The 24,853-nt window shown below is 68.3% G+C and carries 21 protein-coding genes; 12 read left to right on the top strand and 9 right to left on the bottom strand.

What is annotated here, in order from left to right:
* Positions 1 to 5 precede the first annotated feature (5 nt).
* Both ACT4MF_RS14365 and ACT4MF_RS14360 read left to right on the top strand, forming a co-directional pair.
* Entirely contained in the window at positions 6 to 425 is a 420-nt protein-coding gene (locus ACT4MF_RS14365) for a CBS domain-containing protein (protein WP_099255637.1), read from the top strand.
* Positions 426 to 562: 137 nt separating this feature from the next.
* Positions 563 to 1,642 (top strand): hypothetical protein, encoded by a 1,080-nt coding sequence (locus ACT4MF_RS14360; RefSeq protein ID WP_444683113.1) that lies wholly within the window; start codon positions 563 to 565, stop codon positions 1,640 to 1,642.
* A gap of 16 nt (positions 1,643 to 1,658) precedes the next feature.
* Here the strand turns inward: ACT4MF_RS14360 and ACT4MF_RS14355 are convergent, their stop codons facing one another.
* Entirely contained in the window at positions 1,659 to 1,901 is a 243-nt protein-coding gene (locus ACT4MF_RS14355) for a hypothetical protein (RefSeq protein ID WP_144050425.1), read from the bottom strand.
* On the opposite strand from ACT4MF_RS14355, the gene ACT4MF_RS14350 reads away from it, so the two are divergent.
* From ACT4MF_RS14350 to ACT4MF_RS14335, 4 genes are all read left to right on the top strand, one after another.
* Complete coding sequence (locus ACT4MF_RS14350) at positions 1,889 to 2,560, top strand: SipW-dependent-type signal peptide-containing protein (RefSeq protein WP_444683112.1); 672 nt, start codon at positions 1,889 to 1,891, stop codon at positions 2,558 to 2,560. The two genes, ACT4MF_RS14355 and ACT4MF_RS14350, sit on opposite strands and share 13 nt — an antisense overlap.
* Positions 2,561 to 2,586: 26 nt before the next feature.
* Complete coding sequence (locus ACT4MF_RS14345; protein WP_444683111.1) at positions 2,587 to 3,573, top strand: hypothetical protein; 987 nt, start codon at positions 2,587 to 2,589, stop codon at positions 3,571 to 3,573.
* A 21-nt stretch (positions 3,574 to 3,594) separates the two neighbouring features.
* Positions 3,595 to 4,131, top strand: coding sequence for a signal peptidase I (locus tag ACT4MF_RS14340; protein WP_444683110.1), 537 nt, complete (start codon positions 3,595 to 3,597; stop codon positions 4,129 to 4,131).
* 594 nt (positions 4,132 to 4,725) lie between these two features.
* Positions 4,726 to 7,101: a surface glycoprotein gene (locus ACT4MF_RS14335; RefSeq protein WP_444683108.1), complete on the top strand. Its 2,376-nt coding sequence runs from the start codon at positions 4,726 to 4,728 to the stop codon at positions 7,099 to 7,101.
* Positions 7,102 to 7,213: 112 nt separating this feature from the next.
* On the opposite strand, the gene ACT4MF_RS14330 is transcribed toward ACT4MF_RS14335, so the two are convergent.
* Entirely contained in the window at positions 7,214 to 8,458 is a 1,245-nt protein-coding gene (locus ACT4MF_RS14330; RefSeq protein WP_099255631.1) for an adenosylhomocysteinase, read from the bottom strand.
* A gap of 216 nt (positions 8,459 to 8,674) precedes the next feature.
* On the opposite strand from ACT4MF_RS14330, the gene ACT4MF_RS14325 reads away from it, so the two are divergent.
* Positions 8,675 to 8,836 carry a hypothetical protein gene (locus ACT4MF_RS14325; protein ID WP_180271793.1) on the top strand — a complete coding sequence of 54 codons (162 nt, stop codon included), beginning with the start codon at positions 8,675 to 8,677 and terminating at the stop codon, positions 8,834 to 8,836.
* Positions 8,837 to 8,851: 15 nt separating this feature from the next.
* Here the strand turns inward: ACT4MF_RS14325 and ACT4MF_RS14320 are convergent, their stop codons facing one another.
* The gene (locus ACT4MF_RS14320; RefSeq protein ID WP_444683107.1) at positions 8,852 to 10,018 is read right to left on the bottom strand and encodes a folylpolyglutamate synthase/dihydrofolate synthase family protein; all 1,167 of its coding nucleotides are present in this window, start codon (positions 10,016 to 10,018) and stop codon (positions 8,852 to 8,854) included.
* A gap of 1 nt (position 10,019) precedes the next feature.
* Positions 10,020 to 11,366 carry a poly-gamma-glutamate biosynthesis protein PgsC/CapC gene (locus ACT4MF_RS14315; protein ID WP_444683106.1) on the bottom strand — a complete coding sequence of 449 codons (1,347 nt, stop codon included), beginning with the start codon at positions 11,364 to 11,366 and terminating at the stop codon, positions 10,020 to 10,022.
* Positions 11,367 to 11,527: 161 nt separating this feature from the next.
* Here ACT4MF_RS14315 and ACT4MF_RS14310 point away from each other — a divergent pair, with 161 nt between their 5' ends.
* The gene (locus ACT4MF_RS14310) at positions 11,528 to 12,997 is read left to right on the top strand and encodes a lamin tail domain-containing protein (RefSeq protein ID WP_444683105.1); all 1,470 of its coding nucleotides are present in this window, start codon (positions 11,528 to 11,530) and stop codon (positions 12,995 to 12,997) included.
* A 317-nt stretch (positions 12,998 to 13,314) separates the two neighbouring features.
* On the opposite strand, the gene ACT4MF_RS14305 is transcribed toward ACT4MF_RS14310, so the two are convergent.
* On the bottom strand, positions 13,315 to 14,772 hold the full coding sequence (locus ACT4MF_RS14305) for a sensor histidine kinase (RefSeq protein WP_444683104.1): 1,458 nt from the start codon (positions 14,770 to 14,772) through the stop codon (positions 13,315 to 13,317).
* 204 nt (positions 14,773 to 14,976) lie between these two features.
* Between ACT4MF_RS14305 and ACT4MF_RS14300 the strand changes: the two genes are divergently transcribed.
* Both ACT4MF_RS14300 and ACT4MF_RS14295 read left to right on the top strand, forming a co-directional pair.
* Positions 14,977 to 18,096 (top strand): PAS domain S-box protein, encoded by a 3,120-nt coding sequence (locus tag ACT4MF_RS14300; RefSeq protein ID WP_444683103.1) that lies wholly within the window; start codon positions 14,977 to 14,979, stop codon positions 18,094 to 18,096.
* A gap of 68 nt (positions 18,097 to 18,164) precedes the next feature.
* Positions 18,165 to 19,043 (top strand): universal stress protein, encoded by an 879-nt coding sequence (locus ACT4MF_RS14295; RefSeq protein WP_444683102.1) that lies wholly within the window; start codon positions 18,165 to 18,167, stop codon positions 19,041 to 19,043.
* Positions 19,044 to 19,129: 86 nt separating this feature from the next.
* Here the strand turns inward: ACT4MF_RS14295 and ACT4MF_RS14290 are convergent, their stop codons facing one another.
* Positions 19,130 to 19,300 (bottom strand): DUF7129 domain-containing putative zinc-binding protein, encoded by a 171-nt coding sequence (locus tag ACT4MF_RS14290; protein ID WP_180271864.1) that lies wholly within the window; start codon positions 19,298 to 19,300, stop codon positions 19,130 to 19,132.
* 234 nt (positions 19,301 to 19,534) lie between these two features.
* Between ACT4MF_RS14290 and qarA the strand changes: the two genes are divergently transcribed.
* Positions 19,535 to 21,319 carry a QarA family quorum-sensing-associated regulator gene (qarA, locus tag ACT4MF_RS14285; protein WP_444683101.1) on the top strand — a complete coding sequence of 595 codons (1,785 nt, stop codon included), beginning with the start codon at positions 19,535 to 19,537 and terminating at the stop codon, positions 21,317 to 21,319.
* Positions 21,320 to 21,334: 15 nt separating this feature from the next.
* Here qarA and ACT4MF_RS14280 read toward each other — a convergent pair whose 3' ends face one another.
* On the bottom strand, positions 21,335 to 22,255 hold the full coding sequence (locus ACT4MF_RS14280; protein ID WP_444683100.1) for a sodium:calcium antiporter: 921 nt from the start codon (positions 22,253 to 22,255) through the stop codon (positions 21,335 to 21,337).
* A 133-nt stretch (positions 22,256 to 22,388) separates the two neighbouring features.
* Positions 22,389 to 23,036, bottom strand: coding sequence for a phosphoribosyltransferase (locus ACT4MF_RS14275; RefSeq protein WP_444683099.1), 648 nt, complete (start codon positions 23,034 to 23,036; stop codon positions 22,389 to 22,391).
* Positions 23,037 to 23,174: 138 nt separating this feature from the next.
* Between ACT4MF_RS14275 and ACT4MF_RS14270 the strand changes: the two genes are divergently transcribed.
* Positions 23,175 to 23,621 (top strand): universal stress protein, encoded by a 447-nt coding sequence (locus ACT4MF_RS14270; protein ID WP_444683098.1) that lies wholly within the window; start codon positions 23,175 to 23,177, stop codon positions 23,619 to 23,621.
* Positions 23,622 to 23,640: 19 nt separating this feature from the next.
* Here the strand turns inward: ACT4MF_RS14270 and ACT4MF_RS14265 are convergent, their stop codons facing one another.
* Positions 23,641 to 24,660 carry a PfkB family carbohydrate kinase gene (locus ACT4MF_RS14265; protein WP_444683097.1) on the bottom strand — a complete coding sequence of 340 codons (1,020 nt, stop codon included), beginning with the start codon at positions 24,658 to 24,660 and terminating at the stop codon, positions 23,641 to 23,643.
* Between the last annotated feature and the right edge of the window lie 193 nt (positions 24,661 to 24,853).

The following is a 24,853-nucleotide window of genomic DNA, read 5'->3' as shown; positions in this document are numbered from 1 at the left end:
GACCGATGCCAGTCGAACATCTCGCAGTCGAGCCCGTCGTCGCAGAGCCAGACACACCAGCTATCCGCGTCGCGGAACGCCTCAGAGACGAGGGCGTCGGTAGCGTCGTCGTCGAGAAGCAGGGCAGACCAGTCGGAATCGCCACCGACAGGGACGTCGCGATGGCGGTCGCAGACCACGAGGACCTCTCGGAGTTGGAGGCGAGCGACATCATGACCGAAGATCCCGTCACCATCGAGAGCGACGCCGAGGCGGTCGAGCTACCCGAGAAGATGGCAGCGACACACGCACGACGAATTCCGGTCGTCGACGACGGGAAGCTCACCGGCGTCGCGACCCTCGACGATGTCGTCGCGACGACGGGCGAGGAACTGGAAGACGTCGCCGAAGTGATCGAAGCTCAGTCGCCCGAGTATTCGCCCTGAGGGCACGCGAGCATCGAGTTTGACGGCCGCTTCCCGCCGGCTCTTCTCGAGCGGGCGAACGCCGGCGTCTCAGGCGACGTGGCGAGTCCCCGGTATTAGGCTCCGGTCTTTCGGTGACGCCCCCGCACCGAGCGCCCATGGGCGAGCATCACGTGCCGAAGGGGGTCAGTTTGGAGACGCTCCGGGAGATCGTGGCCGGCTGGGCTGCGGTCGGGGCCGCGGTCGAACCCCGGTACACCGCAGATGTCGAGGACGCCACCGGCATCTCGGACGCGGTCGGACGGCAGACGCGGTTTCTCGAGGATATCGGCGTCCTCGAGCGGTCTGGCCAGCAACACGAACTGACCGACGAGGGGCAGGCGCTCGCGGGCGCGCTCGTGGCCGAAGACCAGTCGCTCGCCGCAGAGCGTGGCCGGGAACTCCTGACCGACTGGGAGCTGACCGAGACACTGCGTGGCGTCCTCCGGGAGAACCCGATGGACCGCGCCGATCTGGTGGCGGTCGTCGCGAGCCTCGCCGGAGCGGACCCCTCGGCAGGCCGCGTCCAGAGCGGCGTCACCACGCTCCTCGACCTCTTCGAGTGGACGGGCGTGCTGACGCGCGACGACGATCGGTATCGCCTCCCCGAGGGGGCATCGGACGAGGAGAGAGAGTCGACCGCGGACGGCGACGACGGCCCCGCCCCGCCCGACGCGATCGACGGATCCGACCGAGCGGACGCATCCCGCGAGTCGACCCGGTTACCGGTTCCCGACGAACGGACGGCACCGGCCAAGCCCGCACCCGCTCGGCGGCAGTCGGAATCGGCGTCCGACGCCGACGAAGCCGACGGAGCGGTCGTCGCGGTTCCGACGGTCGTGCTCGACGGTGGCGCATCCGATTCGACGCCGACGATCGAGTTCGTCTCCCTCTCCGGCGGCTCCGATGAAGCCGGCATCGCGCTCGGCGAGGTTGCCACGGCGGTCTCGGAGGCCGTCGAGTCGGGGACGACCGACCGAGACCCACGCCGAGACGCGACCGCACCCGGTGCTGGCGGGGGCGCGGCGACCGAGTCGTCTGGCGGCGAGGGAGACGGGAGCGGCGCGACGGGCGGCCGGCAGACCGGCGCCGGCTCGCACGCGCTCTCGCTCGGCGTCGACGTCGACGCCGACGACGAGGATCTGGAGTCGATCATCGCCGCGGTTCGACGGGGGCTGATCGACAAAGAGACGGAGTGAGTCGAGGGGGGAGCCGTCAGATCGTCGCCGCGCCGAGCAGCGCGTGCTCTGACGGTGAGGAGGCCGCTATGAGTTTCTCAGAGCCTACGGGGGGCGAGACGGCGTCCGACCGCCCATCGTCGGGCGGGGGGTCGCGTGCCGCGGCCGACGGCTGTCCGCCGACAGGATCGGTAATTAGGGTGTGGTCGACGGGGATCTGAGGTACTTTGGGCGGTCGCTGAAAGGCGTTCGGGATGACCTCCACGTATGTCAGCGACACAGTACAACCTCGATCGGCGGCAGTTGCTCGGTGCACTCGCCGCGATCGGCGGGGGGAGCGCAGCGATCAGTGCGGGGACGTACGCGACGTTCAGCGATACCGAATCCAGTAGCGACAGCATCGAGACAGACTCGATCGTGTTGGACACGGGGACACAGACCCTCTCGTTCACGACGAACGACATCGAGCCGGGAGCGAGCGGCAGTTCCTCGGTCGTCCTGGAGAGCGCCGGGACCGCGGGCGGGCGGCTGGACGTCTCCATCGCGAACGTCTCGAACACTGACGAGGTGTCGACGAAACCCGAGGAAGACGCCGAGGCCGAGGCCGACGAGGATAACATCCCCCTGGCGGACCAGCTCGAAGTCAAGATGTGGGTCGAAGAAGCGAGTCCCGACAGCGGAGAAGGACAGTTCGACGACACTTCTGACTACGGACTGAAGGAGGACGGAACCGTGGCACATGGAGACGGCGCGACGCTGAATTTCGCGGATGTCTCGGATTTCCCATCCCAACCGACCTACCAGACGATGACGTTCGCCGATGACAGCCCCACGGATAAGGAGTTCTTCGTCGAGTGGAAACTGCCACAGGACGCGACGAACGCGGTCCAGGGCGACAAGACGACGATCGACTTCGACTTCACGCTGAACCAGGCCTGAGGAGCGTCGGTGCCGCTTTCACAACCATGGTCGCGACCACTCACGTCGGCCGTCGGGAGGCACTCGCGGGAGTGGCCACCACGGCCGCGCTCGCGGCCGGCGTCGGCGGCACGCTCGCGTCGTTCGGAGACACCGCGAGCGACTCCGGCTCGCTCACCAGCGGCGCCTGGTCGACCTGTCGCGCCGTCTACACGGACGGGGGCGCGCTCGCGTCGACCACCAGCTCCGGCAGCGTGACGACGTACGGCACCACCGGCGTCGACGTCGTCGGTCCCGCGGAGGGAGGCTTCAGCGGCAGTTCGTACCACCTCCCGATCGTCGACGGGAACGGCGACCTCGAACTGATCGCGGCCGACGGGAGCACCACGGCGCTCGACGTCGGGAGTTCGAAGGCGCCCCGCGGGGCGAAGTCGCTCCTCGCGACGGCGACGTGGAACGGGCATCCGCTCTCGGTCTACTACCCCGGCGACAACGCGAGCACGCTCTACCGCGTCGCGCCCGGCGGGAGCGCCGAGGCCGTCGCCTCCCTGGGTAACGGTATCAAGGCAGCGATCGGGGCCGGAGACGTCGACGACGACGGCGTCGAGGAGTTCGTCTTCGTCGACGGCTCGGGGACCGTTCGCTACATCGTTCCTGCGACGGAGACGACCAGCCGACAGATCGCCTCGACCGGCACGAGCGCCGGCTCGAACAACAACTACGGCGTCGGTGCGCCGGCCGGCGTCGACGGGTACGGCGACGTCATACCCGCCGTCAACGGCTCCGGCGGACTGGGGCTGCTCGGCGCCGACGGCTGGGTCGAGAAATCGCTCACGAGCGGGAGCACCGCCAAGAAGACCGCCGTCCACGCCTGCGACTTCGACGGCGACGGGGAGACGGAGCTCGTGTTCGCGGGCTACTCGAACAGCCACCTCAGATACCTCGACGACGTCGGCGGGACGAACGATGTCCGGAGCGTCTCCGACGCCGCCGGCGACCCGATCCCCGTCGACACGAAACGCGGGATCTGCTGACCCGCCACGACCGCTCGAACTATGCTCGACAGATTCACCACCGCACTCAGGATCGGCGCGACAGTGCTCCTCGTCGGATGCGTCGTCCTCGTCGCGATCGTCGCTCTCCCGTCGCTCGCGGGCGGCGCGAACAGCTACGTCGTCCTCTCGGAGAGCATGGAGCCGACGCTGACCCCGGGCGACGCGATCGTCGTGCGGTCGGCGCCGCCGTCGGCCGTCGAGGAGGGTGATGTCATCACCTATCGAGCGCCCGGTTCCGTCGACGACGCGGATCAGGACCGGATCACCCATCGCGTCGTCGAGAAACGACAGACGGAGAGCGGCGTCGCCTATCGGACGAAAGGTGACGCGAACGACAGGCCCGATCCGACGCTCGTCCCCCACGAGCGGGTCGTCGGTGCGGTCTGGTTCCACGTCCCCGCCGTCGGTCGCCTGGTCCTGTTCGCACAGCGGCCGCTCGGACTGGTCGTTCTCCTCATCGGTCCGGGGGTCCTGCTCCTCGCGAGCGGGCTCCGACAGCTCGCGACGGCGGTCGACGGGGAGCCGAGCGGCGATTAGGCGGGCGTCGCTCCCCCGCGGCCGAGTCAGTCCCGCCCGGACGGGAACCGCGTCCGAACGCGAGGGCGAACAGGCGAACAGGTCGGGCGAGACGCACGCGATCGCCGACCGATCGGGCGAGTTCGACGTCGTCGTCACCGGCGGGGGTGAGCACACGCCCCTCACGACGGTCATCGGCGACGCGACCGACGACTGATCGGCCGCCGATCGTGTGACGGCCTAACAGATTAGCCACCCCGGCGCAGTACACCGATTTCACTCTCGAAAAGCGGTGGCGTGCGCGTCAAGTGTGTAGGTCGGCCCCTGATTGTGTCCCTCGGGTAACACCTGTGTAGTGCCAGCCTCCGACAGCGGGCTGACATTCGAGACACCGACCGATGATGATTCGATCACTCGATCCACGCGACGCGACAGTGAACGGGCTCGGGCGTCGCGGTGACGCCTCGGAACCGACTCGATGTCAGCCGCCGCACGCGCTCCGGGGCGACCGCGCCCCAGCGTCCGGCGTCGAGATATCGAGACCCGGCTCGAACGCGACGACCGGCATCCCGGAACGGTCCGGCGAACCGACCCTCGATACCGCGACGACGACAGATGAGTAACGCCACCCAGAAGGCGCGTGCGCTGGCGCTCTCGGCGCTGCTGATCGCCTCCGTCGTCGCCGGGAGCGTCGCCTTCAGCGGCGCCGCCGCGGCCGCGACGAACACGTCGATCACACCCGACGATAACGGCTCGGGTGCGTCCAACGTGACCTACACCGCTGACGGAAACGTCGAACTGAACAATCAGGATACGCTCCAGCACGTCGACGTTCACTTGGGTCCGGCTGACGCGAGCGATGTCGGTGAATCGGACGTACAACTGTACGTCGACGGAAACGAGTACACTGACGGATTCTCGCAGTTCAGTTCCTCCGGGGGGACCGTGGAGTTCAAACTCGGCAACTCCCGGAGCCTGAGCGACGGTGACCCGGTCCGCGTCGTCGTCGGCAACGTCACGAATCCGTCCGATGACTTCGACGCCAACCTGACCCTTCACGACACGAGCGATGTCCAGTTCGAGGAGTACAACGACACCGTCGACATCGGCACCGCTCCGATCATCACCGACTACGCGGTGACCAACCCCGCCGATCGGAACGTCTCCGTGAGCTTCAACGCCAGTCAGGAGCTGGCCAACATCACCGTCGACCTCTCCGACAGCAACGGGACGGTCACGACGCTCACCGAGGGCGACTTCTCGGCGACGAACCAGAGCGGCACGTGGGCCTACGAAGCGACCTACGCGGCCGCGAGCGACGGGACCTACACGGCGACGCTGACCGAGGCGGAGGACGCCGACGACAACGACGGCGCCGACGGCGAGTCCGACAGCGTGACCCTCGACGGCACGCCGGCCGCCATCGTCGGCGGCTGTTCGAGCCCGAGTTCGGTGACGCCCGGCGAGACCGTGAACAACCAGAAGGTGTGCGCCAAGCTGTCGAACGTGAGCGCCGACGGCGACACCGACTGGCACTACGTGGAGTTCCCCGACTCGTTGGCGGGAAACGTCTCGGTGAACTCCGCGAACACCAGCGGACCGAGCGTCACCTCGAGCGCCGAGCTCGTCGAGGGGTACGACGACGACGGCACGGACGAGACCGTCAAGTTCGCGACGAGCTCCGACGCCGGCGGTGATATCGACTTCCACGCCGCCGTCGACGTCAGCGTCGCGTACCCCTCCTCGGAGGAGGTGTACAGCGTCGACGCGCAGCTCGTCGACAGCGAAGACGGCAGCGTGACGCGAAGCGGCGTCGCGACGATCGACGCCACGACCGACGACTCCGAGGGCGGCTCGGGCGATGACGACACCAGCGATTCCGACGGCGGCGACTCGGACGATGACGACACCAGTGATTCCGACGGCGGCGACTCGGACGATGACGACAGTGGCGGCTCAGACGATGACGACAGTGGCGGCTCAGACGATGACGACACCGACGATTCGGGTGGTAGCGACTCGGACGATGACGACAGCGGCGGCTCCGGCAGCACCGACCCGTCCGCGTCCGAACCGCCGGAACCGACCGTCACCGGCTTCGATCTGGTGGCTGACGACCGGGACGTCGACCTCGTCGTCCGGACCGACAGCCCGGCCGACCGGATCAACGCGACCGTCGACGGTCCCGTCGACCGCGCCCTTACCCGGTCCGACTTCGGCGCGAACCAGACCGACAACGGCTCGGTGTACGTCGCTGATGTCGAGACCAACGTGTCCGGCACGTTCGAGTCGGAGCTCCACGCGATCGCCAACGGCGACGCCGAGGCGACCGCCGGACAGACCGACACCCTGACGGTTCCGCTATCCGACCACGACGAGGCCAGCGCGGACGCAACGCCGCCGTGGCGGGAGGACCAGAGCGCCCACACGCTTCGGATCCCCGTCGGGGCGGACGCCGGCGTCGCGGGCGAGACGCTCAGCAGCCTGGAGATCGAGTACAGCGACCGGTTCCTGAACCGAAGCGGCTCGATCAGTTCGGTTAGCGACGACCAGAACGTCGCCGCGCTGCGGGTCGTCAACGCCTCCGGAACCGTCAAGTCCGAGTTGGGAGACACCGACGCGGTGACGGTCAACGTCGCCGACGACGCGGTTCACCTCGACCTCTCGGACGTGGATGCGTCCCGCAAGCCAACGCTCGAAGCGGGCGACCGGATCGTCGTCCGGCTCCGACCGGTGACGAACCCGGCCGAGACCGGCCACTACGAAACGACCGTCGACGCCGAGACCGCGGCCGGCGACGGCATGACCCAGAGCGCGCAGGTCAACATCCGATCGCAGTCGAGTCAGTCGGCGCCCGCCGACCGACAGGCGTTGAACGACGGTCCCGACACGGGGTCGTCCAGCTCGTCCCCCCAGAGCATGCTCTTCGTCGTCCTTGCGACCCTCGCGCTCATCGGTGTCGGGCTGGTGTTCCGGCGACAGCGCGACTGACCCGCGCGCGGTTTTCGTCGATGACCGACGCTGGCCGGCGCGTTTCGCCGCCGCGCCAGCCGACGCCGTTCGACCGATCGAGTGGCCGAAAGCGACTCCGAACGGCGTGCCGCTACACGATCTCGTCTCGCTGCCAGGCGTCGAGATACCGCTGCTGGAGGTCGGTTAGCGAGTCGATTTCCACGCCGAGCGCGTCCAGTTTCAGCCGCGCGACATCCTCGTCGAGTCGCTCGGGGAGCGGGTGGACACCGGCGTCCAGGCCGTCGGTTTCGACGAGTTCGCGAAGGGCCAGAACCATCGCGGCGAACGTCGTGTCCATCACGGCGGCGGGGTGGCCTTGGCTGTACGGCCCGGTCAGATTCACCATCTTCCCCTCGGCCAAGAGGTCGATCGTCCGACCGTCGGCGAGCGAGTAGCGGGTGATCCCCTCCTCCACGTCTCTGACGTCAGTCGCGGCGTCCGCCAGCTCCCCGATGGCGACCTCGATGTCGCGGTGGCCGACGTTGCAAAGCATCGCGCCGTCGTTCATCTTCCGGACGTGCCGTTCGCGGATCACGTGACAGTTCCCGGTCGCGGTGACGAACAGCTCGCCGATCTCGGCGGCCTCGTCCATCGGCATCACCCGGTGACCGTCCATATGCGCCCTGATCGCCTTCCGCGAGTCGACCTCCGTGACGACGGTGTCGGCGCCGAGCGCGCGCGCCTTGGTGGCGACGCCCCGACCCACGTAGCCGTAGCCCGCGACGACGACCGTCCGGCCCGCGAGGACCGTGTTCGTCGAGAGCATCACGTTCGTCAGCGCGCTCTCCCCGGTCCCGTGGACGTTGTCGAACCAGTGTTTCATCGGCGTGTGGTTCACCGCGAACACGGGGACGGCGAGGACGCCGTCGTCGGCCATCGCCCGCGCCCGCGACACGCCCGAGGTCGTCTGCTCGGCGCAGCCGACGACGCTCTCGGTCGACAGCTCCGGGTCGGCGTGACATTTCGCGAGCAGTTCCGCGCCGTCCGTCGCGAGGAGGTCCGGCTCCCGATCCAATAAATCGCGGTGGGCCCGATCGAGGTCGGCCTCGCTCATCTCCGGGGCGGCGAACGCCGTGATCCCCGACTGCGCGTCGAGGTGGGAGACCACGTCGCCGTGAACGCTCCCGGGGTCGTTCGGCGTACAGAGGACCTCGGCGCCGGCGTCCCGCAGCGTCTCGATGAAGATGCCCGTCTTCGGTTCGAGGTGCGACGAGACCCCGATCGTCGCTCCCTCGAACGGCCGGTCCTCCGCGCCCGCTTCGCGGAGCATCCCGAGCACGGGCGTCCGCTCCCGGAGGCGGGCCAGCGGATCCTCGGCGTGATGTCGCTCGACCATACGGGTGATGTTCGGAACTCCCCGTAAAAACCTCCGTCCTACGTGATTCATCGGCGGCGCGCGGCGGTCGGGGGTCCCCCGTCAGCCGGCCTTCGTGCAGGGTCCGCCGCCGCCGATCCGTCTGTCGCTTTGCCCCTCTGATCCCGGCGTCGGCGCTCGGCGTCCCCGGCGCGATTAGGGCGTTCGATTATCCGAATCGCCTCGATGACGGTTGGTATGGCAAACTCAGATGCCTCGATCGGACTGGTCGCCTGCGAAGAGTGCGGCGCGCTGCGCTCGGTCCGTCGGCCCGGCGACGCCCAGGTGCAAGCCGCCGACGACTGTCAGGAGTGCGGGAACGACTCGTTCACCGACATCCGGAACCCCTCGGAGATGTGAGCCGGCGAGCGCCCCTCAGTCGACCGCTCGCCGATCGATCTCGTCGGTCAGGTCCCGCATGAAGGTCGCGACCGTGTTCCCCATCAGATAGACCGGTCGCCCCTCGTCGAGCGCCGAGTCGAGGACCGCCGACGCGGGTTCGTCGCCGTCGTGCCTGACGACGTCGGCGTCGACGCGCCGCGCCAGAAGGTCCTCTTGGCCGCCGGCCGCGTGGACCCTCGTGAGGCGGTCGTTGGCGTCGAGCCAGTCGAGGTAGTGGGTGAACGCCGCCGTCCGGCCCGCCCGGTCGCGGCGGGTGTAGACGAACGGCGTGACGGTCTCCCCGTCGAGGCGCTCGACGAGGAACTGTCGGAGCAGCTCCGTGGACTCGATGTCGTTCATCATCGCGCCGTTGGCGACGAGCCCGCCGCCGTCGAGCCGTCGCCACCCCCACTCGGCGTGGAGGTCGTCGATGTACGCCCGGATCTGCGACGCCGAGAGCGGCTCCATCCCGAGGGCGCGAAGCGTCTCGTCGACGACGAAGGCCGACCGCGCGCCCAACACGTCCGCGAAGGGGCTCTCCGCGTCGGTGTCGGGCGCGGCGACGCGGAAGTCGTTGCCCGTCTTCGCGAACTCCCGCCGGAGGTAGGCGTTGATCGCGTCGTTTCTGTCGCCGCTGATGACGGTCGCGTCCTCGGGCATGGCGCGGGTGAACACACGGGCGATGGCGCCCAGGTCCTCGCCGAGCGTCGACTGGTGGTCCCGGCGGACGTTCAGGAGGATCACCACCTGCGGATCGAACAGCTCGTTCGCCAGGCGCGTCGTGTACTCGCGGATGCCCTGATTCTCCACGACCGCCGCGTCGACGGGGTGATACTCCCGGAACTCGCGGGCGTTCTCGTAGAGCCGCGTGACCCCGTCGCGCTCGATCGGCGTGTCGTCGAGGTTGTGATACGACACCGGATGGTCGCCGGTCACCTTCGCGTACGTCTCGTAGCCGCGGTCGACGAGCGCCTCGTTGAGCCAGCGGACGACCGTCGACTTCCCGCGGACACCGGTCACGGCGACGCGGTAGGGGGTCTGTCCGACGCGATTGAAGTGGCTCCACCCCTCGAAGACGGTCCGGCGGGCGACCGATCCGACGGTGTCGAGCGCGTCCGCGACCCCCGGGTCGAGGTCGGACGCCGACGGGAGTCCCCCCATCTCAGTCCTCACCTCCCGGCGACTCCGCGCGGTGAGCGTCGCTGCCGGCGTCCCCGCCGTCGGCGTACCCTCCGTCGACTTCCGCCGTCTCGACCGCGGGCACGTCGAAGGTCAACCCGTCCCCGGTCGTCGAAGTGCTCTCCGCGTCGACGAGGGGCGAGTCGGAGCTCCCGCCGTCGACGTCGGCCTTCGCGAACACCGACTCGCGGGCGAACGCGTTACGGGAGGGTCGCGACCGTTCGAGCCGGTAAACCTCCCTCCCGGCGAGGCCGACGGTGACCACCCCGACGAGCGCGTAGCCGATCCCGGTCTCGTAGAACAGGCCGCTGGGCGGAACCTCGACGAAGGCGATCAGGACGGCGTAGAACACGACGAACAGCCCCGCCGAGATCCGGAGGCTCGCGGCGCGGGTCCGCGGAGCGACGCGGGAGAGGTTGTACGCGGCGATACCGACGAAGAGGCCGAGGAAGAACAGCGTGAGCCCCGGAATGGAGCTTTCGACCCACAGGCTGACTGCGAGCGCGTAGAGGGTGCCGAGCGAGAGCGAGAGCGCCAACAGCACGCGACCGTACAGCAGCGAGATCCAGTGTACGACCAAGAGGAGCGCGAAGACGGCGGTCGCGCCGACCGCGAAGACGACGGCGACGGACGCCAGCCGAACGCTGAACACCGCGAGCAGCGGGATGATAATGATCCCCGCAAGGCGGAGGTCGTACCGCTTCCGGACCCCCTCGTAGATCACGACATCCGTGACGAGCACCACGATCGACAGCCACTCGGGGACGATCTGCGTGATCGGCTCGCCCCGCGGCTCGATCCCGAGCCACGTGATGAGGTCGCTCGTCGGCAGGGCCAAGATGGGCGGCGTGGGGAACGACCGCCCCTCGAAGACGAACAGCGCCCCCGCGCCGAGGAGCACGAGGCCGACGAAGAGGGCGACCATCGCGAGGACGTCAGCGAGGCGGTTGTCCGCGTCGAGTCGCATCAGGTTGTACGCGGCGACGCCGGGGAAGATGCTCGCGACGATCTCCACGTCGGTGAACGGGAGGTGCGCGGGCGTGTACGTCGCGAGGAGGTGGACTGCGAGGACGGTCGCGGCGCCGCCGGTGACGATGCCGACGAGGAACACGCGGCGGCCGTGGTTCAGCGTGAACTCACGAACGGCCCAGATCGCGCCCCACGCGGCGCCGACCCCGGCGGCGAAGACGACCGGCGAGAGCGGCTCCCGAAACGTGTACACCGCGAGGAGCGGCACCACCATCACGCCGCCGAGGCGGTAGCCGCTGCGGTGAGAGAGCACGGCGACCGCGGCGAGCCCGCCGAGCATGATACACGTGGCGATAATCATATCTGCCGAGCCGAACGGCGGGCTCGTACGCCCCTCTCGACCGCGGTCGAGTAATGAATGGCGCCTAATCGGCGTCCGCCCTCGCCCGGCGGGGACGCCCGCCGCGCGGCTCGCGAATTTGGCCGGGCATCCTTCTGGCTGGCCGAGAATCGTTCGCCACGATGAGTGATCTCCGTGCAAACTCGACCGATCGAGCGTCGCCGGCGTCGGCGTCCGAGACGGAGTTCGACGTCGAAAGAGATTCGCACGACTCCGACTCGAAGCTCTCCCGCCGGACGTTTCTGATCGGCGGTGGGCTACTGGCGGGCGGACTCGCCGGCGCCTACTTCGGCGTGTCGTCGGGTTCGGACGACTCGACGTTCATCCTCCGGCAGGGGTATCTGCGGTACGAGGTCGACCCCCTCCGAGACGACGACGGCGAGATGACCGTCAGAGAGTTTTACGACTATCAGCGACAGCGGACGTCCGCGGATCCGGAAGGGGACATCATCCGGGACGACGCGGCGTCTCGGCTGTTCGTCTACGACGGCCCGGTCGACGCCTCGCTCGTGTTCCTCCACGGGTCACCCGAGGTCGACCACGGCGGGACGGCGAAGTTCTCCTTCTCGGGACTGAGCCGCGACGCCGGGGAGTGGGCGCTCCGGGACGACCCGACCGCCGTCGACGACGACTTCGAGCCGTGGGCCGGCGGCAATCAACAGGTCGAATGGGGGTGGGGGCCGCACAAGACCGACGGCGGCGCCTACTGGGGCGTCCTCGACCGAGACGACTTCTCGATCACCGTCACGCCGAAGACGCTGCGAGGGGTCGACACGTGGACGTTCCTCTCCGGTGACCTGGGCGAGCTCGAATCGCACACGCTGTCCCAAGAACGGCCGGTCCAGCTCAAACCGGCGAAGGGGCGGACGGTGAAATCGGCGAACGTCGACATCATGCCCGACGCCGCCGACAACGAGTTCGACCCCTACGCGAGCGACACGATCACGGTCGCGGTCGAGCCGCCGCCGGACGGCGTCGACGAGAGCGAGTGGGTCGCGCCCGAGGATCTCGATCCGGGGAACTACTCGGTCAACTTCGGTTCGAAACGGTATCTCGCGGGCGAGAACGCCGCTCAGCCCCAGTCGTACGCCAGAGAGGACGGGACGCTGTACCTGCGCTACACGGCGACGGCCGCGAACTTCTCGCTCGATTCCGCGTACGGCTACCTCGTCTCGAAGACCGGTGAGAAGACCTTCGTCCGCGGTCGCGACACCGTCAGACCGGGTGGCTTCGACAACGTCGACACGGAGGAGAGCGAGCTCGTCGTCACCGACGTACAGCCGGATCCGGAGGGTCACGACGCGGACCGGCTGAACGAGGAGTACGTCGCCTTCGAAAACGACGGCGACGAACGGCTGGATCTGACCGGATACACGGTCGAGGACGCGCAGGGAGCCGCGTTCGACGTCCCCGACGGCTTCGTTCTGGAGGCGAACGCGGGGTTCCGGCTACACACCGGGACCGGCGACCGATCCCAGTCGGACCTGTACTGGGGACGCGGCCGACCCGTGTGGAACAACGACGGCGACGTGATCCGCGTGATCGACGCGAACGCGAATACGGTCCTCGAGTACGCCTACCCGCGCAAATAGTCGACGCCCCAGAGGACGCAGCCACCAAATCGCCGATTAAGAGATTAGGCCGGTGATTCACGACCCTGAGTGTTGTTGTCGTTAGTGCCGGTCGCAGTGGTGTGATCCGCGGCTCGGCAACGCTGTGTCAAGGCACCCAACCCGCCGTCTGGTTCCCGGACGGTCCTCACGGTCGTGACACCGCCGGGGGATCGCGACGGGGCCGAACCCCACCCACCCCCTCTCCCTCTCTCTTCCCTTTCGCGGGATCCCTTCCCACTTCGGCGCCAGCCGCCGCCGTACCGGGTGATGCCCCGAACCGCCCAGAAGTTCGGGAGTCACTCCCCGTCGGCGATCGGGAACTCCAGTTCGAACACGGCGCCGCGTGGATCGTTGTCGCGGACGCGTACCGTTCCGCCGTACCCCTCGATGATGTCTTTGACGAGGTAGAGTCCGAACCCGGTTCCGTCGCTGTTGGCTCCGCGTTCCTCCTGGGCGAAGACGGACTCTCGACGGGACGCCGAGATGCCGGGGCCGTTGTCGGCGACGCGAAGCCGCAGGACGTCGCCCGCGCGCTCTCCGTCGATGACCACGCGGGGCGGCGAGGCGTCGTTGTGCTCGACGGCGTTCTCGAACAGGTTCGCGAGCGCCCGGTCGAGCAGGTCGTCAGCGCGGACGGATCCCTCCGGAATCTCTCGTTTCTCGACCTCGACCGTCGGATACGCCTCCTCTATCGCCTCGATCTGTTCGTCGATGACCGGTTCGAGGGCGACGGTGGTCAGGTCGTGCTCCTCGTTCAACACCGACTGCATGTACGTCCGCATCGTCCGGACGAACTCCTCCATCTCCTCCGTCCGGTCCATCGCGACCGCGAGGTGCTCCTCGTGAACGTCGGCTTCGAACTCGACGTTCCGGTCGAGCATCCTGAGCCGCGCCTGGACGAGCGAGATGTCGCCGATCAGGTCGTGCCGGAGGGTCCGGTTGACGAACTCCAGCACGTTCCGCTCCTCCCGGACGCGCTCCTCGCGCTCGATGCGCTGGATCGTGTCACCGACGTAGGAGCCGAACAGCTCTGCGGTCGAGAGCTCGTGGCTCTCGAGGCGCTCCGAGCAGAGGTCGATCCGCCCGCGGTCGCCGATCGCGACCGTCTGGGCGGGCTCGGAACGCTCGCTCGGGTCTGGTGACGTGTCGTGCTCGATGACCACGTCGCCGTCGACGACGACGCGAAACGGAGTTCCGGGGACGGCACTCGCGATCGCCTCTTCGAGGACCTCGTACGCCTCCTCGTGTGACGTCGCCGACGCGAGCCTGCTGGCGTCCTCGTAGAGCAGTTCCAGCCGCTCGTTCAGCTCCTGCTCGCGGCTGATCTGCTCCCGGAAGATGTTGTTCCGGACGGTCGAGACGCTGAGGGCGAACGACGCCGTCGCCCCGACGAGAACGCCGTCGAGCGCCAACACGATGGGTTTGAGACGCCCGAGGATATACCACTGGAGCGCCATCGCCCACGCGAGCACGAACGTCACGGCGAACGCCGTCAGCAGGGTGCGACGCGCGACCGTCGTGACCTGCTCCGTCTCCCAATCGGTCCGGATCAGCCAGATCCCGCCGGTCACGAGCCCGCCCGCGAGCAGGAAAAACAGGGCGTTCTCGACCAGCGTCAAGGCGATGCTCCACGACAGGGCGGTGAAGTCGTCCCAGACGTCGTACAGCGGAATGACGAGCAGAATCGCTCCGAGAAGGCTGATGCTCCCGCCGGCGAGCCACCGGCGAAGTCTCCCCCCCGAAGGTGGGCCCATTATGCGGGAACCTTTCCTGATGGCACAGATAATAACCCGACCTAATCCCTCGCGCTCCCCGGTGTCCCGCCGCTTCCGCCCCAGCGGCCCGCAGACATCGGTGAAACCGCATGACTGCACGCGGGGTCAGCGAGGTAAAAACGCGGAAACGGCGTTCCTGGGCGTAAACAATAAATCACCGGTTCGAGATAGACGAGATATCTAATGTCTTTCGTCTCCGCCGACCCGAAAGAGGTGTTAGAGCGGATCGAGGACGCGTTCTTCGCGATCGACGAAGAGTGGCGGTTCACCTATCTCAACGCCCGCGCGGCCGAGATGCTCGAAGTCGATCGCGACGCCGTCGTCGGCGCGGTCCTCTGGGACGAGTTCAGCGAGGCCACCGGAACGAGCTTCCAGCGCGAGTACGAACACGCGATGAACGAACAGGAGTCGGTCTCCTTCGAGGAGTACTACCCGCCGCTGGACACGTGGTTCGAGGTCAGCGCCTACCCGTCGGAAACCGGGCTCTCCGTGTACTTCCGGGACGTGACGGACCGGGTCGAGCGCGAGCGGGAACTCGAGCGCTACGAGGGGATCGTCGAGACGGCCCAGGAGGGCATCTACGTCGTCGACGAGGATGGCGTCTTCCAGATGGTCAACCGCTCCTACACCGAGATGGTCGGCTACTCGGAGGCGGAGCTGCTCGGAAACGACGTCACGATGGTCGCCGACGAAGAGGCCGCCGAGACCGCGGCCGCGTTCGAAGCGGAGCTACGGGAGGGGGCGCGCTCCTCGGCGAGTCTGGAGGCGACGCTCGAACGGGCCGACGGCGAGACGTTCTCCGCCGTCGCGACGTTCTCGCTGCTGCCGAGCGGTGACCGGGTCGGCGTGGTCCGCGACGTCACGGAACAGCGAGAGCGCGAGCGGGAACTCGCCCGGACGCGGGAACTGCTCGAACAGGCCGAGCGGATCGCCGACGTCGCCGGCTGGGAGATCGATGCCGAGACGCTGGAGATGTTCTGGTCGAACCACCTCTTCGACCTCCTCGGCGTGGACGTCGAGGAGGAGCCGTCGCTGGACGACTCCTTCGATCTCTGCCACGAGGACGACCGACCGCTCGCCGAAGACGCCGTTACGGAGGCGATCGAATCGGCCGAGCCCTTCGGTATCGAAGCGCGATTCGTCGTCGGCGACGGCGAGACCCGGTGGCTCCACGTGCAGGGCGTGCCGGTGACGGCGGACGGCGAGGTCACGAAACTCCGAGGCGCCGCCCAGGACATCACCGAGCGCAAGGAGCGCGTGCGCGATCTCGAACTGTACGAGCGCGTCGTCGAAACGACCAACGACGGCGTCTACGCGGTCGACCAAAACAACCGCTTCATCATGGTCAACGACGCGTTCTGTGAGTTGACCGGCTACGATCGCACGGACCTCCTCGGTCAACCCGTGACCGTCCTCAAGGACGAAACCGTCTCCTCGAAGGCCGAGCGGCTCGCCGAGGAGATCATCAACGAGGGCCGCGACGAGGCGAAAGTCGAACTGACGCTGCACACGAAGGCGGGCGCCGACCTCCCGGTCGAGGCCCGGTTGGAGCCCCTCGAGTTCCAAGAGGGTATCGGCCGCTGCGGCGTCGTCAGGGATATCACGCAGCGCAAGCTGTTCGAAGAGCGGCTGGTGTCGCTCCACGGGGTCACAAGCGAACTGTTCCGGGCCGACTCCGAGGAGACGGTGGCCGAGACCGCGATGCGGGCCGTCCGCAACGTCCTGGACGCGCCCGCGGCGTGGTACTTCGACTACGACGCCGCGGAGGGCGTCCTCGCGCCCCGAACCGCCTCCGACAGCGCCGACATCCTGGACTTCGAGCTCCCCGAACTCACGCTCCAGTCGGAGACCGTCGTCGGGTCGGCGTTCGTCGAGGACGAGAGCCGCCGGATCGACGACATCCGTAACACGCCCGAGTACGACGACTTCGATCGGGATGCCGACCTCCGGTCGGCCGTCCTCTCGCCGGTCGGCAACCGCGGCGTCCTCGTCGCCGGCTCACCGGCAGTCGGCGCGTTCGACGAGCGGACGCGGCAGCTGCTCGAAATCGTCTCGACCGCCGTCGCTGCCGCGTTCAACCGGGTCGAGCGCGAGCAGATGCTCCGCGACCAGCACGAGCGGCTGTCGGCGTTCAACGACCTGAACCTGCTCGTGCACAGCCTCGCGGAGTCGATGTTCGGGTTATCTTCCCACTCAGACATCGAAGAGCTCGTCTGCGAACGGCTCGCTTCCTCGGGATCCTACGAGTTCGCCTGGATCGGGACCGCGGAGGACGACGAGGTGCGAGTGAGTGCCGAGGCCGGCGTCGAGGGGTACCTCGACGACACCACGATCCGGCTCGATGAGGGACCGACGACCGAGGGGCCGACCGCGCAGGCGTTCCTGACCGGAGAGGTACAGACGGTCCAAGACGTCTCGTCCGAGGACCGATACGAGCCTTGGCAGACCCACGCACGGGAGTTCGGCTACCGTTCGTCGGCGGCGGTGCCGATCGTCAACGACAGCCTCTACGGGACGCTCAACCTCTACTCTCACCGGGCGAACGCATTCGACGACGAGGAGCAAGAGGCGTTACAGCGTCTCGGCTCGATCATCGCCTACGCGCTGGAGTCGGTCGAGCGCGACCGCGAACTCCAGCAGGAGCGAAACCGCCTGGAGTTTATCAACCGCCTGCTGCGTCACAACCTCCTCAACAGCCTCAACGTGGTGAAGGCGCGCCTCGATCTGCTCGACGGCCGGGTCGACTACGAGGTCTCGTCTGACTTGGAGACCGCGACCCAGCGCACCCAGGAGATGATCGAGTTCGTCGAGACGGTGCGGCGAGTAACCGACGTGATCGGGCGCGGCGAGGACCAGCAGCTCAGACCCTGCGACCTCGGATCGGTGCTCGAACGCCGCGTCGCTCGCGCCCAGCAGACGTATCCCGGGGCCACCTACCACCTCGAATCGGCCCCGTCGGTCGACGTCGTGGCCGACGACCTGCTCGGCGAGGTCCTCGACAACGTCCTGATCAACGCGGTGCAGCACAACGCCGACACCGACCCGGCGGTGTGGGTCGACGCGACGGTCGACGACGAGTCGGTCGTGGTGTCCGTCGCCGACGACGGGCCGGGGATCCCCGACGAGCGCAAGTCGACCGTGTTCGACCGGACGACCAAGGAGTTCGAGGACCCGGGCTCCGGCTTCGGCCTCCACCTCGTCAAGGAGATCATCTCCTCTTACGGCGGCGACATCGAAGTCGACGACAACGACCCCGAGGGCGCCGTCTTCCGCCTGCGGTTCGACCGAGCCGAGTCGCGCTAACGCGGTCGGCTGAAGGAGGATAGGTGAGCCCTTTTTGAGCGCGCCCGGCGAGCGTGCCGACTGAGGAGATGTACGATACGATCGTCGTTCCGGTCGACGGCAGCGCTCCGGCGCAGGCCGCCGCTGAGACGGCTGTACAGTTGGCAGACACCTTCGACGCCGACGTCTCACTGCTCGCGGTGGTGGAGCCCTCGGACAGCTCGCCCACCGAGTCGCTGCCGGACGCTCCCGGTCGCGACGACCTCAGCAGTCAGTGGCTGCAGGCGCTCGACCGCGCGGCGGCCACTGCGTCGAAGGCGGACGTCCCCTGTGAGACCGCGATCGAGTCGGGGGTGGCCCACACGGAGATCGCGGCCCACGCCGACCGGGTCGGCGCCGACCTCGTCGCGATGGGGACCCACGGTCGGACGGGGATCGACAGACTGCTGCTCGGGAGCGTCACCGAGCGCACCCTCCGGACCCTCGAGATCCCGGTGCTGACCATCCCCGGTGTCGAGGCGGCCGGCGCCGATATCGACGACATCGTGGTTCCGACCGACGGCTCGCCCGGCTCGGAGCGCGCGGCGGAGCACGCCTGCGCGGTCGCGGACGCGTACGACGCGACCGTCCACGCCCTCGCCGTCGTCGACGTGCAGTCGCTGGCCGCGGTCAGCGAGGGCGGCGTCGCCATTTCCGATCTCGTCAGTTCGCTGGAAGCGCAGCGCGAACACCACGTCGAGGCGGTCTGCGAGCGGGCCGAAGCGCGCGGGGTCCCGTGCGAGTCGGCGGTGGTCGAGGGGACTCCGCAGACGGCCATCCGCGACTACGCCGACGACCGCGACGCCGACCTCATCGCGATGGGGACCCACGGGAGGGAGGGCGTCAAGCGGCTCTTCCTCGGCAGCGTGACGGAGCGGACGGTTCGGGAGAGCGAGGTCCCGGTCTTGGCCGCGCCGCTGGCCGAGTGAGAGCCCGATCGATGCGATTCCCGTAGCGAGTGGCCCGGTCGCGACGGCGGCTCACGCTTCCTCTCGGAGCCGACCCCGACCGCGGATCACTCCCGCGAGGGGGTCGTGAGGTTCCACAGATCGCCGCCGCAGTCGGGGCACTCGACCAGCTCGTCCGTCGGCTCCAACCCCGAGATGTCGTCGGCCTCGAAGCGGCTCTCGCAGTCGGCGCACTCGTACACGAACGGCGGTTCGGGATGGTATGGATCGTCGGTCATCGGCGGGGGAATGTCTCGGCGGCGACGTTATCGAATGGGGGCCTACTCTGTTAACGGCGCGCGGCCGCTTCTCGCCGCCGACTTCGGCGCCAATTAGGCTAAAGGTTTTATATGATAATATTCCACTCTCTCTAAAAGAATGATCGAACTCACGAATAGACACCCGAGTCAGCGACGACGTACTTCTCAGAGCTCTACTGTATTACGTGCGGCGACGCGCGGGCGGGGGTCGGTATGAGTGAATCCATCGCCGCGGCGTCGGCGAATGATTCCGCCGAGGCGCCGACGATACTGATCGTCGACGACGACAAGGACCTCGCGGACACCTACGCGATGTGGCTGCCCGACGAGTACGACGTCGAGATCAGATACAGCGGGGTCCAGGCGCGAAAGCGCATCGACGACGACCTCGACCTCGTCCTGCTCGACCGCCGGATGCCAGGCATCCCGGGCGACAAGATCCTGGAGGATATCAGGGAGCAGGGTATCGACTGCCCGGTGGCGATGCTCACCGCCGTCGAGCCCGACACCGACATTATCGACCTGGAGTTCGACGAGTATCTCGTCAAACCGATCACGCAGAAGAAGCTTCAAGACACCGTCGACGAACTCCTGCTCCGGCGGGGGTTCGAGCCGGACGCTCGGGACCTCTTCGCGATGGAGTCCAAGGCGGAGGCGCTGGCGTCGCGGGACGAAGAGAACCTCCGCGACTCCGAGGCCGCGGCCGAACTCCAGACGGAGGCCGAACGCGCCACGGAGTCGGAGCGGGTCAGCGAGCTGAAGTCCCGGCTCGAGCGGCTCCAACGGCTCACCTCCATCATCCGCGAAATCGACAAGGAGCTCGTCGTCGCCTCCGAGCGCGAGGAGATCGAACGGACCGTCTGCGAGCGGCTCGTCGAGTCCGACCCCTACGAACTGGCGTGGATCGGCGACTACACCGTCAGTTTCCAGCAGACGACACCCGGGTATCTCGCCGGCGTCGACGACCCCGATATCGACGGCGAAACCGTGTCCGACGGCGGCGACGGGCCGATCTCCGCCGCCGTCGACACCGGCGAGGTGCAGGTGGTCGACGACCTCACCGCCGACGACAGGGCGCAGCTGCTCGAACCGCTCGGGCTCTCGGCCGACGACCAGCAGATCTCCGCCGGCGCGATCGTTCCGATCTGCTACCAAGACACCGTCTACGGCGTTCTGAACGTGTACACCGACCGAGAGGACCTCTTCGACGACCGAGAGGTCTCGGTGTTGTCGGAGCTCGGAGACAGCATCGCACACGCGATCCACTCGGTCGAGACGAAGAAGCTGATCCTCTCGGACACCGTCGTCGAACTGGAGTTTGACATCCAAGACCCCGACGACGTCTTCGTCGCGCTCTCCCGAGAGACCGACTCCCGCATCGACCTGAAGGGGTTCGTCCCGGCCGCTGACGGCGAGCTCATCTCCTACCTCGAAGTCACCGGCGCGTCGACGGAATCCTTCCTCGACGCCGCCACGGAGTTCCCCGCGGTCCAGATCGTCCGCGGCATCGGGGACTCGGGCGACGAGAACCTCTGTGAGCTCCGGATCGCGGACTCGACGATCGTCCTCTCGCTGATCGAGGCCGGCGCCTCCGTCGAGTCGATGTACGCCGAAGCGGGCCACGGCCACCTCACGGCGACGGTCGCGCCCGAGGTCGACGTGCGGACGGTCGTCGAAGCGATCGAGACGCGGTTCGACGACGTCGACCTCGTCGCGAAGCGCGAGACCGAACGCGACGTCCAGTCGGTCGAGGACTTCCGTCAGTCGCTGGAGAACCGTCTCACTGACCGCCAGTACTCCGTTCTCGAGGCCGTCTACTCGGCGGGGTACTTCGACTGGCCGCGGGAGTCGACGGCCAAGGAGATCGCGAACTCTCTCGACGTGGCGCCGCCGACACTCCACGAGCACCTCCGAGGCGCACAGAAAGAGCTGATCGAGACGTTCTTCGCCGAGACCGGGAAGTTCTCCGAGGACGAGCGGCCGCAGCGCGAGGAGTGATCGCGGCCGTCCCGCTCACAGCAGGAACGTCGGGACGTACATCGCGATACAGCCCACTGCCGCCCGCCTGTCGATCCCGCCGTTCAGGTAGAAGAGCCCGACGACGACGACCGACACGGCGATCGTGTAGCCGGCGGACGCGACCGTCGGGCCGACGCGGTCGACCGCGATCCCGCCGACGAGGGCGCCCGCGCCCAGCGAGAACAGCGGATCGGTCACGTTGCTGCCGAACAGCGTCCCGACGGCGATGTCGGCCTCGCCGCGGTCGATGGCGAGTGCGGCGATGGCGATCTCGGGCGCGGTCGTTCCGAGGCCCGTGACGAGCCCCAAGAGGTACTCCGGAACCCCGAGCGCGACGGCGAGCGCCTTGCTGTGGACGACGAGGAGGTGCCCGCCGACGGCGACGAGGGCGAAGCCGACGACGATCCAGCCCGCCGCCTGCGGAAGCGAGCGGTCGCCGTCCGCGTGACGCTCGACCAGCGCGGCGTGGCTCTCCCCCCGAAGCCGGACCCCCAGAAAGCAGAGGTAGGCCGCGACGAGCCCCCCGCCCTGGACGCGGGAGACCGCCCCCGAGCTGATGGCCGCGAGCATCAGCGCCATCGCGAGGATCATTCCGGTCCCGTAGAACCGAACCTCACCCCGCTCCAGTCGGAGCGGCGAGAGCAGCGCGACGATGCCGACGCCGAGGGTTATCTGTGACGTGATCGAGCCGATGATGTGGCTGACGACGAAGTCGCCGGCGCCGTACAGCCCGGCGTACACGGCCGTCGTTATCTCCGGGATCGAACTCCCGACGGCGACGAGCGTCCCGCCGACGAGGAGCGTCGGCAGGCCGAACGCCATCGCCACGGTGACCGCGGCCTCCACCGCCCGTTCGCCGCCGTAGATCAGGCACGCGAGCCCGACGACGGCCCCGACCACGTGCCAGAACGTCACCCGACGAACACCCGGTCGATCAACGTGGGAGTTCTTGACACAGAACTGGAGTCCGTCTCGACGCTGTCGACGAGGAGTGGGGGGTCGGCGAGCGATCGCCGGGGGGCGTCGCGCCGGCGGTGGGAACCGCCGCCTACTCCGACCACTGGGGGACGACCGCCGGGTCGAAGCTCTCGTAGAACTGTTCGAGGAGCTTGAACGACGGCGGGTCCTCTTCCACCAAGACGTCATCGGCGATGGCGTGGAGCTCGGCCACGGAGTCGGGGGCGCCCACCGGGGCGGCCGCGATGGTGTAGGTGTCGGCGACCTCGGCCATCGCCGTCGTACAGGCCTTCATCGTCGTGCCGGTGACGATCCCGTCGTCGACGATGGCGACGACCCCCTCGGGCGTCGGGTCGCTGCCGATCTTGTCGAACGTCTCGTGTTTGTTCCGCGCCTCACGGAACGCCCGCTGCTTTTCGACCTCCAGCTTCTCCTTGTCGATGTCGAACGCCTCGACCAGCCGGCCGTCGATCCAGGTCGACCCGGTGTCGGTCACGGCGCCGAGCGGGATGTCCTCCGACGGCGGTCGGACCGGCTCGGCCACGAGGAGCCCTAGATCGGCGTTGAACCGGTCGGCGATCGGTTCGGCCACGGCCACGCCCCCCGTCGGGACGGCGAACACGGTATCGGGCCGGAGATCGTGATCGACGAACCGTTCGGCGAGGCGCTTTCCCGCGGACGTCTTGTCCTCGAACATGTGTCGATCGGTGGTCCCCCCGGATGTCTCGTCTTTGAACATGCCTCGATCGTCTCCGAGTTCCCGTCCGACCCACATAATTAGCGAGCCTAACACGACCCTGACCGTCGCGCGTCTCAGCGCGCCCGACGGCGGCTATTAGGGCGACGAGTGAAGCCTCCGTCGGTCACACACCGGCCCGTGTCCGAAACCGTCCTCGTGCCGATCGACGGCTCCGATCCCGCCGACGCAGCGGTGTCGTTCGCCTTCGAGACGTTCCCGGACGCCCACCACGTGCTCTTCCACGTGATCAACCCCTTGGAGACGGCCCTCGACAGCAGCCCGGAGGCCGTCACCGAGGAGTTCTGGTCGCAGCGCATCGCGGCCGCTCAGACGCAGAGCGAAGCGATCCTCGGAGCCGCCGAACGGCGCGTCAGGGACGCCGACGTCAGCGCGGAGGTCGGATCGAAGATCGGACCGCCGGCTCGGGCCGTCGTCGACGCCGCCGCGGAGCGAGACGCCGATCAGATCGTCATGGGGAGCCACGGTCGGACGGGCCTCTCGCGGATCGCCCTCGGAAGGGTCGCCGAGACGGTGCTCCGCCGGGCGCCGGTTCCGGTGACCGTCGTCCACGGCGACGAAGCGTGATCCGCGCGGGCGAGTCGGCTCACCGGTCGCCCCGACGGTCGAGCAGCTCGCGGACGTCATCGCGCGTCGCCGTCTCCCCCTGCTCGACGAAGTAGGTCGCGCACGCGTTGCCGAGCGCGAGGCACTCCCCCCACGGGAGGCCCGCCGCGATCCCCGTTGCGAGCGCGCCGTCGAATCGGTCGCCAGCGCCCGTCCGCCGACGGACGCGCTCGGCCTCGAAGTTCCGGACCACGGTCAGCTCGTCGGTCGCGGCCGCGGCGCGGCGCTCGTCGTGGAGGACGACGGCGTCGATACCCAAACGGTCGCGGAGGGCCGGCTCTCTCTCCGTCCCGGTCGCCTCGACGCCGAGAACCGCTGCGAGGCGACCGATCTCCCGGTCGTTCGCCGTCAGGACGACCTCGGTCTCGGCGGCGAGAGCACTCAGCGCCCGGCAGAGCGCCCTGAGCGGCTCGGCGCTGGAGGCGGTCACGTCACCCGGGTCGAAGACGACCGTCGCCGCACCGAGGTCGAGGTCGGCGAGCGTTCCGATGGCGTCCGTCATCCCGTCGACGCCGACCCAGTTCTGGAGGACGACCACCTCGTCGGAGAGCCACGCGTCCGGCTCCGTGGGCACCGCCGCGAAGAGGTCCTCGATGCGCCACTCTCGGATATCCTCGGACTCGACGGCGAGCATCATCTCCTCCTCGTCGAAGGAGAGCACCTGGACCGTCGCGGGCGCGCCCATCGAGATCGTCCGAAAGGGGAACGGCCCGAGATGGGGGTCGTCGAGGTGGCCGTACAGCGTCACGTCGGGGCCGAGAACCGACGCCTGCCGGGCCGCGTTCACCGCCTGCCCTCCCGGCCGAACCGCCTCGGAGACCAGTTTCAGCGACCGCACCCCGCCGGAGAGGCGGTCGACAAACGCGGGGAGCGTTCGGATTCGCTCGCCGGTCGCGTCGGCGACGCCGTAGTATCGGTCGACGCTCCCGTCCGGGAGGGCGATCACGTCGCGGTAGTCGAGCCCTCCCGTCAGGCGGGAGCGGAGCGCGTCGTACTCCATCGGTCGCCCCGACCTACGAGCCCCCACCCCGTAAATCCGGTCGGCCCGCCGGACCGCGTCCGAGCGCTCCGCCGCGATCGGGCCGGGAATTGGTCGACGGTTTATATCGCTTCGCTGGCGACATGCCGTGGTAGAGGGGCACGAACGCGTGTCCGCAGACGGCTCCGATCGAAGGCGGCGATCCGAGGCGACG

This window comes from Halorubrum sp. FL23 (assembly GCF_052439115.2).
GTDB classification, from domain to species: Archaea; Halobacteriota; Halobacteria; order Halobacteriales; family Haloferacaceae; genus Halorubrum; species Halorubrum persicum.
This window is presented reverse-complemented; position numbering and strand designations above follow the sequence as displayed.

Bases quoted from the DNA above. Each gene is read 5' to 3' on its own strand.
- ACT4MF_RS14295 (WP_444683102.1), top strand. From the start codon at position 18,165: ATGTACGATACGATCGTCGTTCCGGTCGACGGCAGCGCTCCGGCGCAG.
- ACT4MF_RS14315 (WP_444683106.1), bottom strand. From the start codon at position 11,366: ATGATTATCGCCACGTGTATCATGCTCGGCGGGCTCGCCGCGGTCGCC.
- ACT4MF_RS14340 (WP_444683110.1), top strand. From the start codon at position 3,595: ATGCTCGACAGATTCACCACCGCACTCAGGATCGGCGCGACAGTGCTC.
- ACT4MF_RS14275 (WP_444683099.1), bottom strand. From the start codon at position 23,036: ATGTTCAAAGACGAGACATCCGGGGGGACCACCGATCGACACATGTTC.
- ACT4MF_RS14290 (WP_180271864.1), bottom strand. From the start codon at position 19,300: ATGACCGACGATCCATACCATCCCGAACCGCCGTTCGTGTACGAGTGC.
- qarA (WP_444683101.1), top strand. From the start codon at position 19,535: ATGAGTGAATCCATCGCCGCGGCGTCGGCGAATGATTCCGCCGAGGCG.
- ACT4MF_RS14325 (WP_180271793.1), top strand. From the start codon at position 8,675: ATGGCAAACTCAGATGCCTCGATCGGACTGGTCGCCTGCGAAGAGTGC.
- ACT4MF_RS14265 (WP_444683097.1), bottom strand. From the start codon at position 24,660: ATGGAGTACGACGCGCTCCGCTCCCGCCTGACGGGAGGGCTCGACTAC.
- ACT4MF_RS14365 (WP_099255637.1), top strand. From the start codon at position 6: ATGCCAGTCGAACATCTCGCAGTCGAGCCCGTCGTCGCAGAGCCAGAC.
- ACT4MF_RS14330 (WP_099255631.1), bottom strand. From the start codon at position 8,458: ATGGTCGAGCGACATCACGCCGAGGATCCGCTGGCCCGCCTCCGGGAG.
- ACT4MF_RS14345 (WP_444683111.1), top strand. From the start codon at position 2,587: ATGGTCGCGACCACTCACGTCGGCCGTCGGGAGGCACTCGCGGGAGTG.
- ACT4MF_RS14305 (WP_444683104.1), bottom strand. From the start codon at position 14,772: ATGGGCCCACCTTCGGGGGGGAGACTTCGCCGGTGGCTCGCCGGCGGG.
- ACT4MF_RS14310 (WP_444683105.1), top strand. From the start codon at position 11,528: ATGAGTGATCTCCGTGCAAACTCGACCGATCGAGCGTCGCCGGCGTCG.
- ACT4MF_RS14335 (WP_444683108.1), top strand. From the start codon at position 4,726: ATGAGTAACGCCACCCAGAAGGCGCGTGCGCTGGCGCTCTCGGCGCTG.
- ACT4MF_RS14320 (WP_444683107.1), bottom strand. From the start codon at position 10,018: ATGGGGGGACTCCCGTCGGCGTCCGACCTCGACCCGGGGGTCGCGGAC.
- ACT4MF_RS14300 (WP_444683103.1), top strand. From the start codon at position 14,977: ATGTCTTTCGTCTCCGCCGACCCGAAAGAGGTGTTAGAGCGGATCGAG.
- ACT4MF_RS14360 (WP_444683113.1), top strand. From the start codon at position 563: ATGGGCGAGCATCACGTGCCGAAGGGGGTCAGTTTGGAGACGCTCCGG.
- ACT4MF_RS14350 (WP_444683112.1), top strand. From the start codon at position 1,889: ATGTCAGCGACACAGTACAACCTCGATCGGCGGCAGTTGCTCGGTGCA.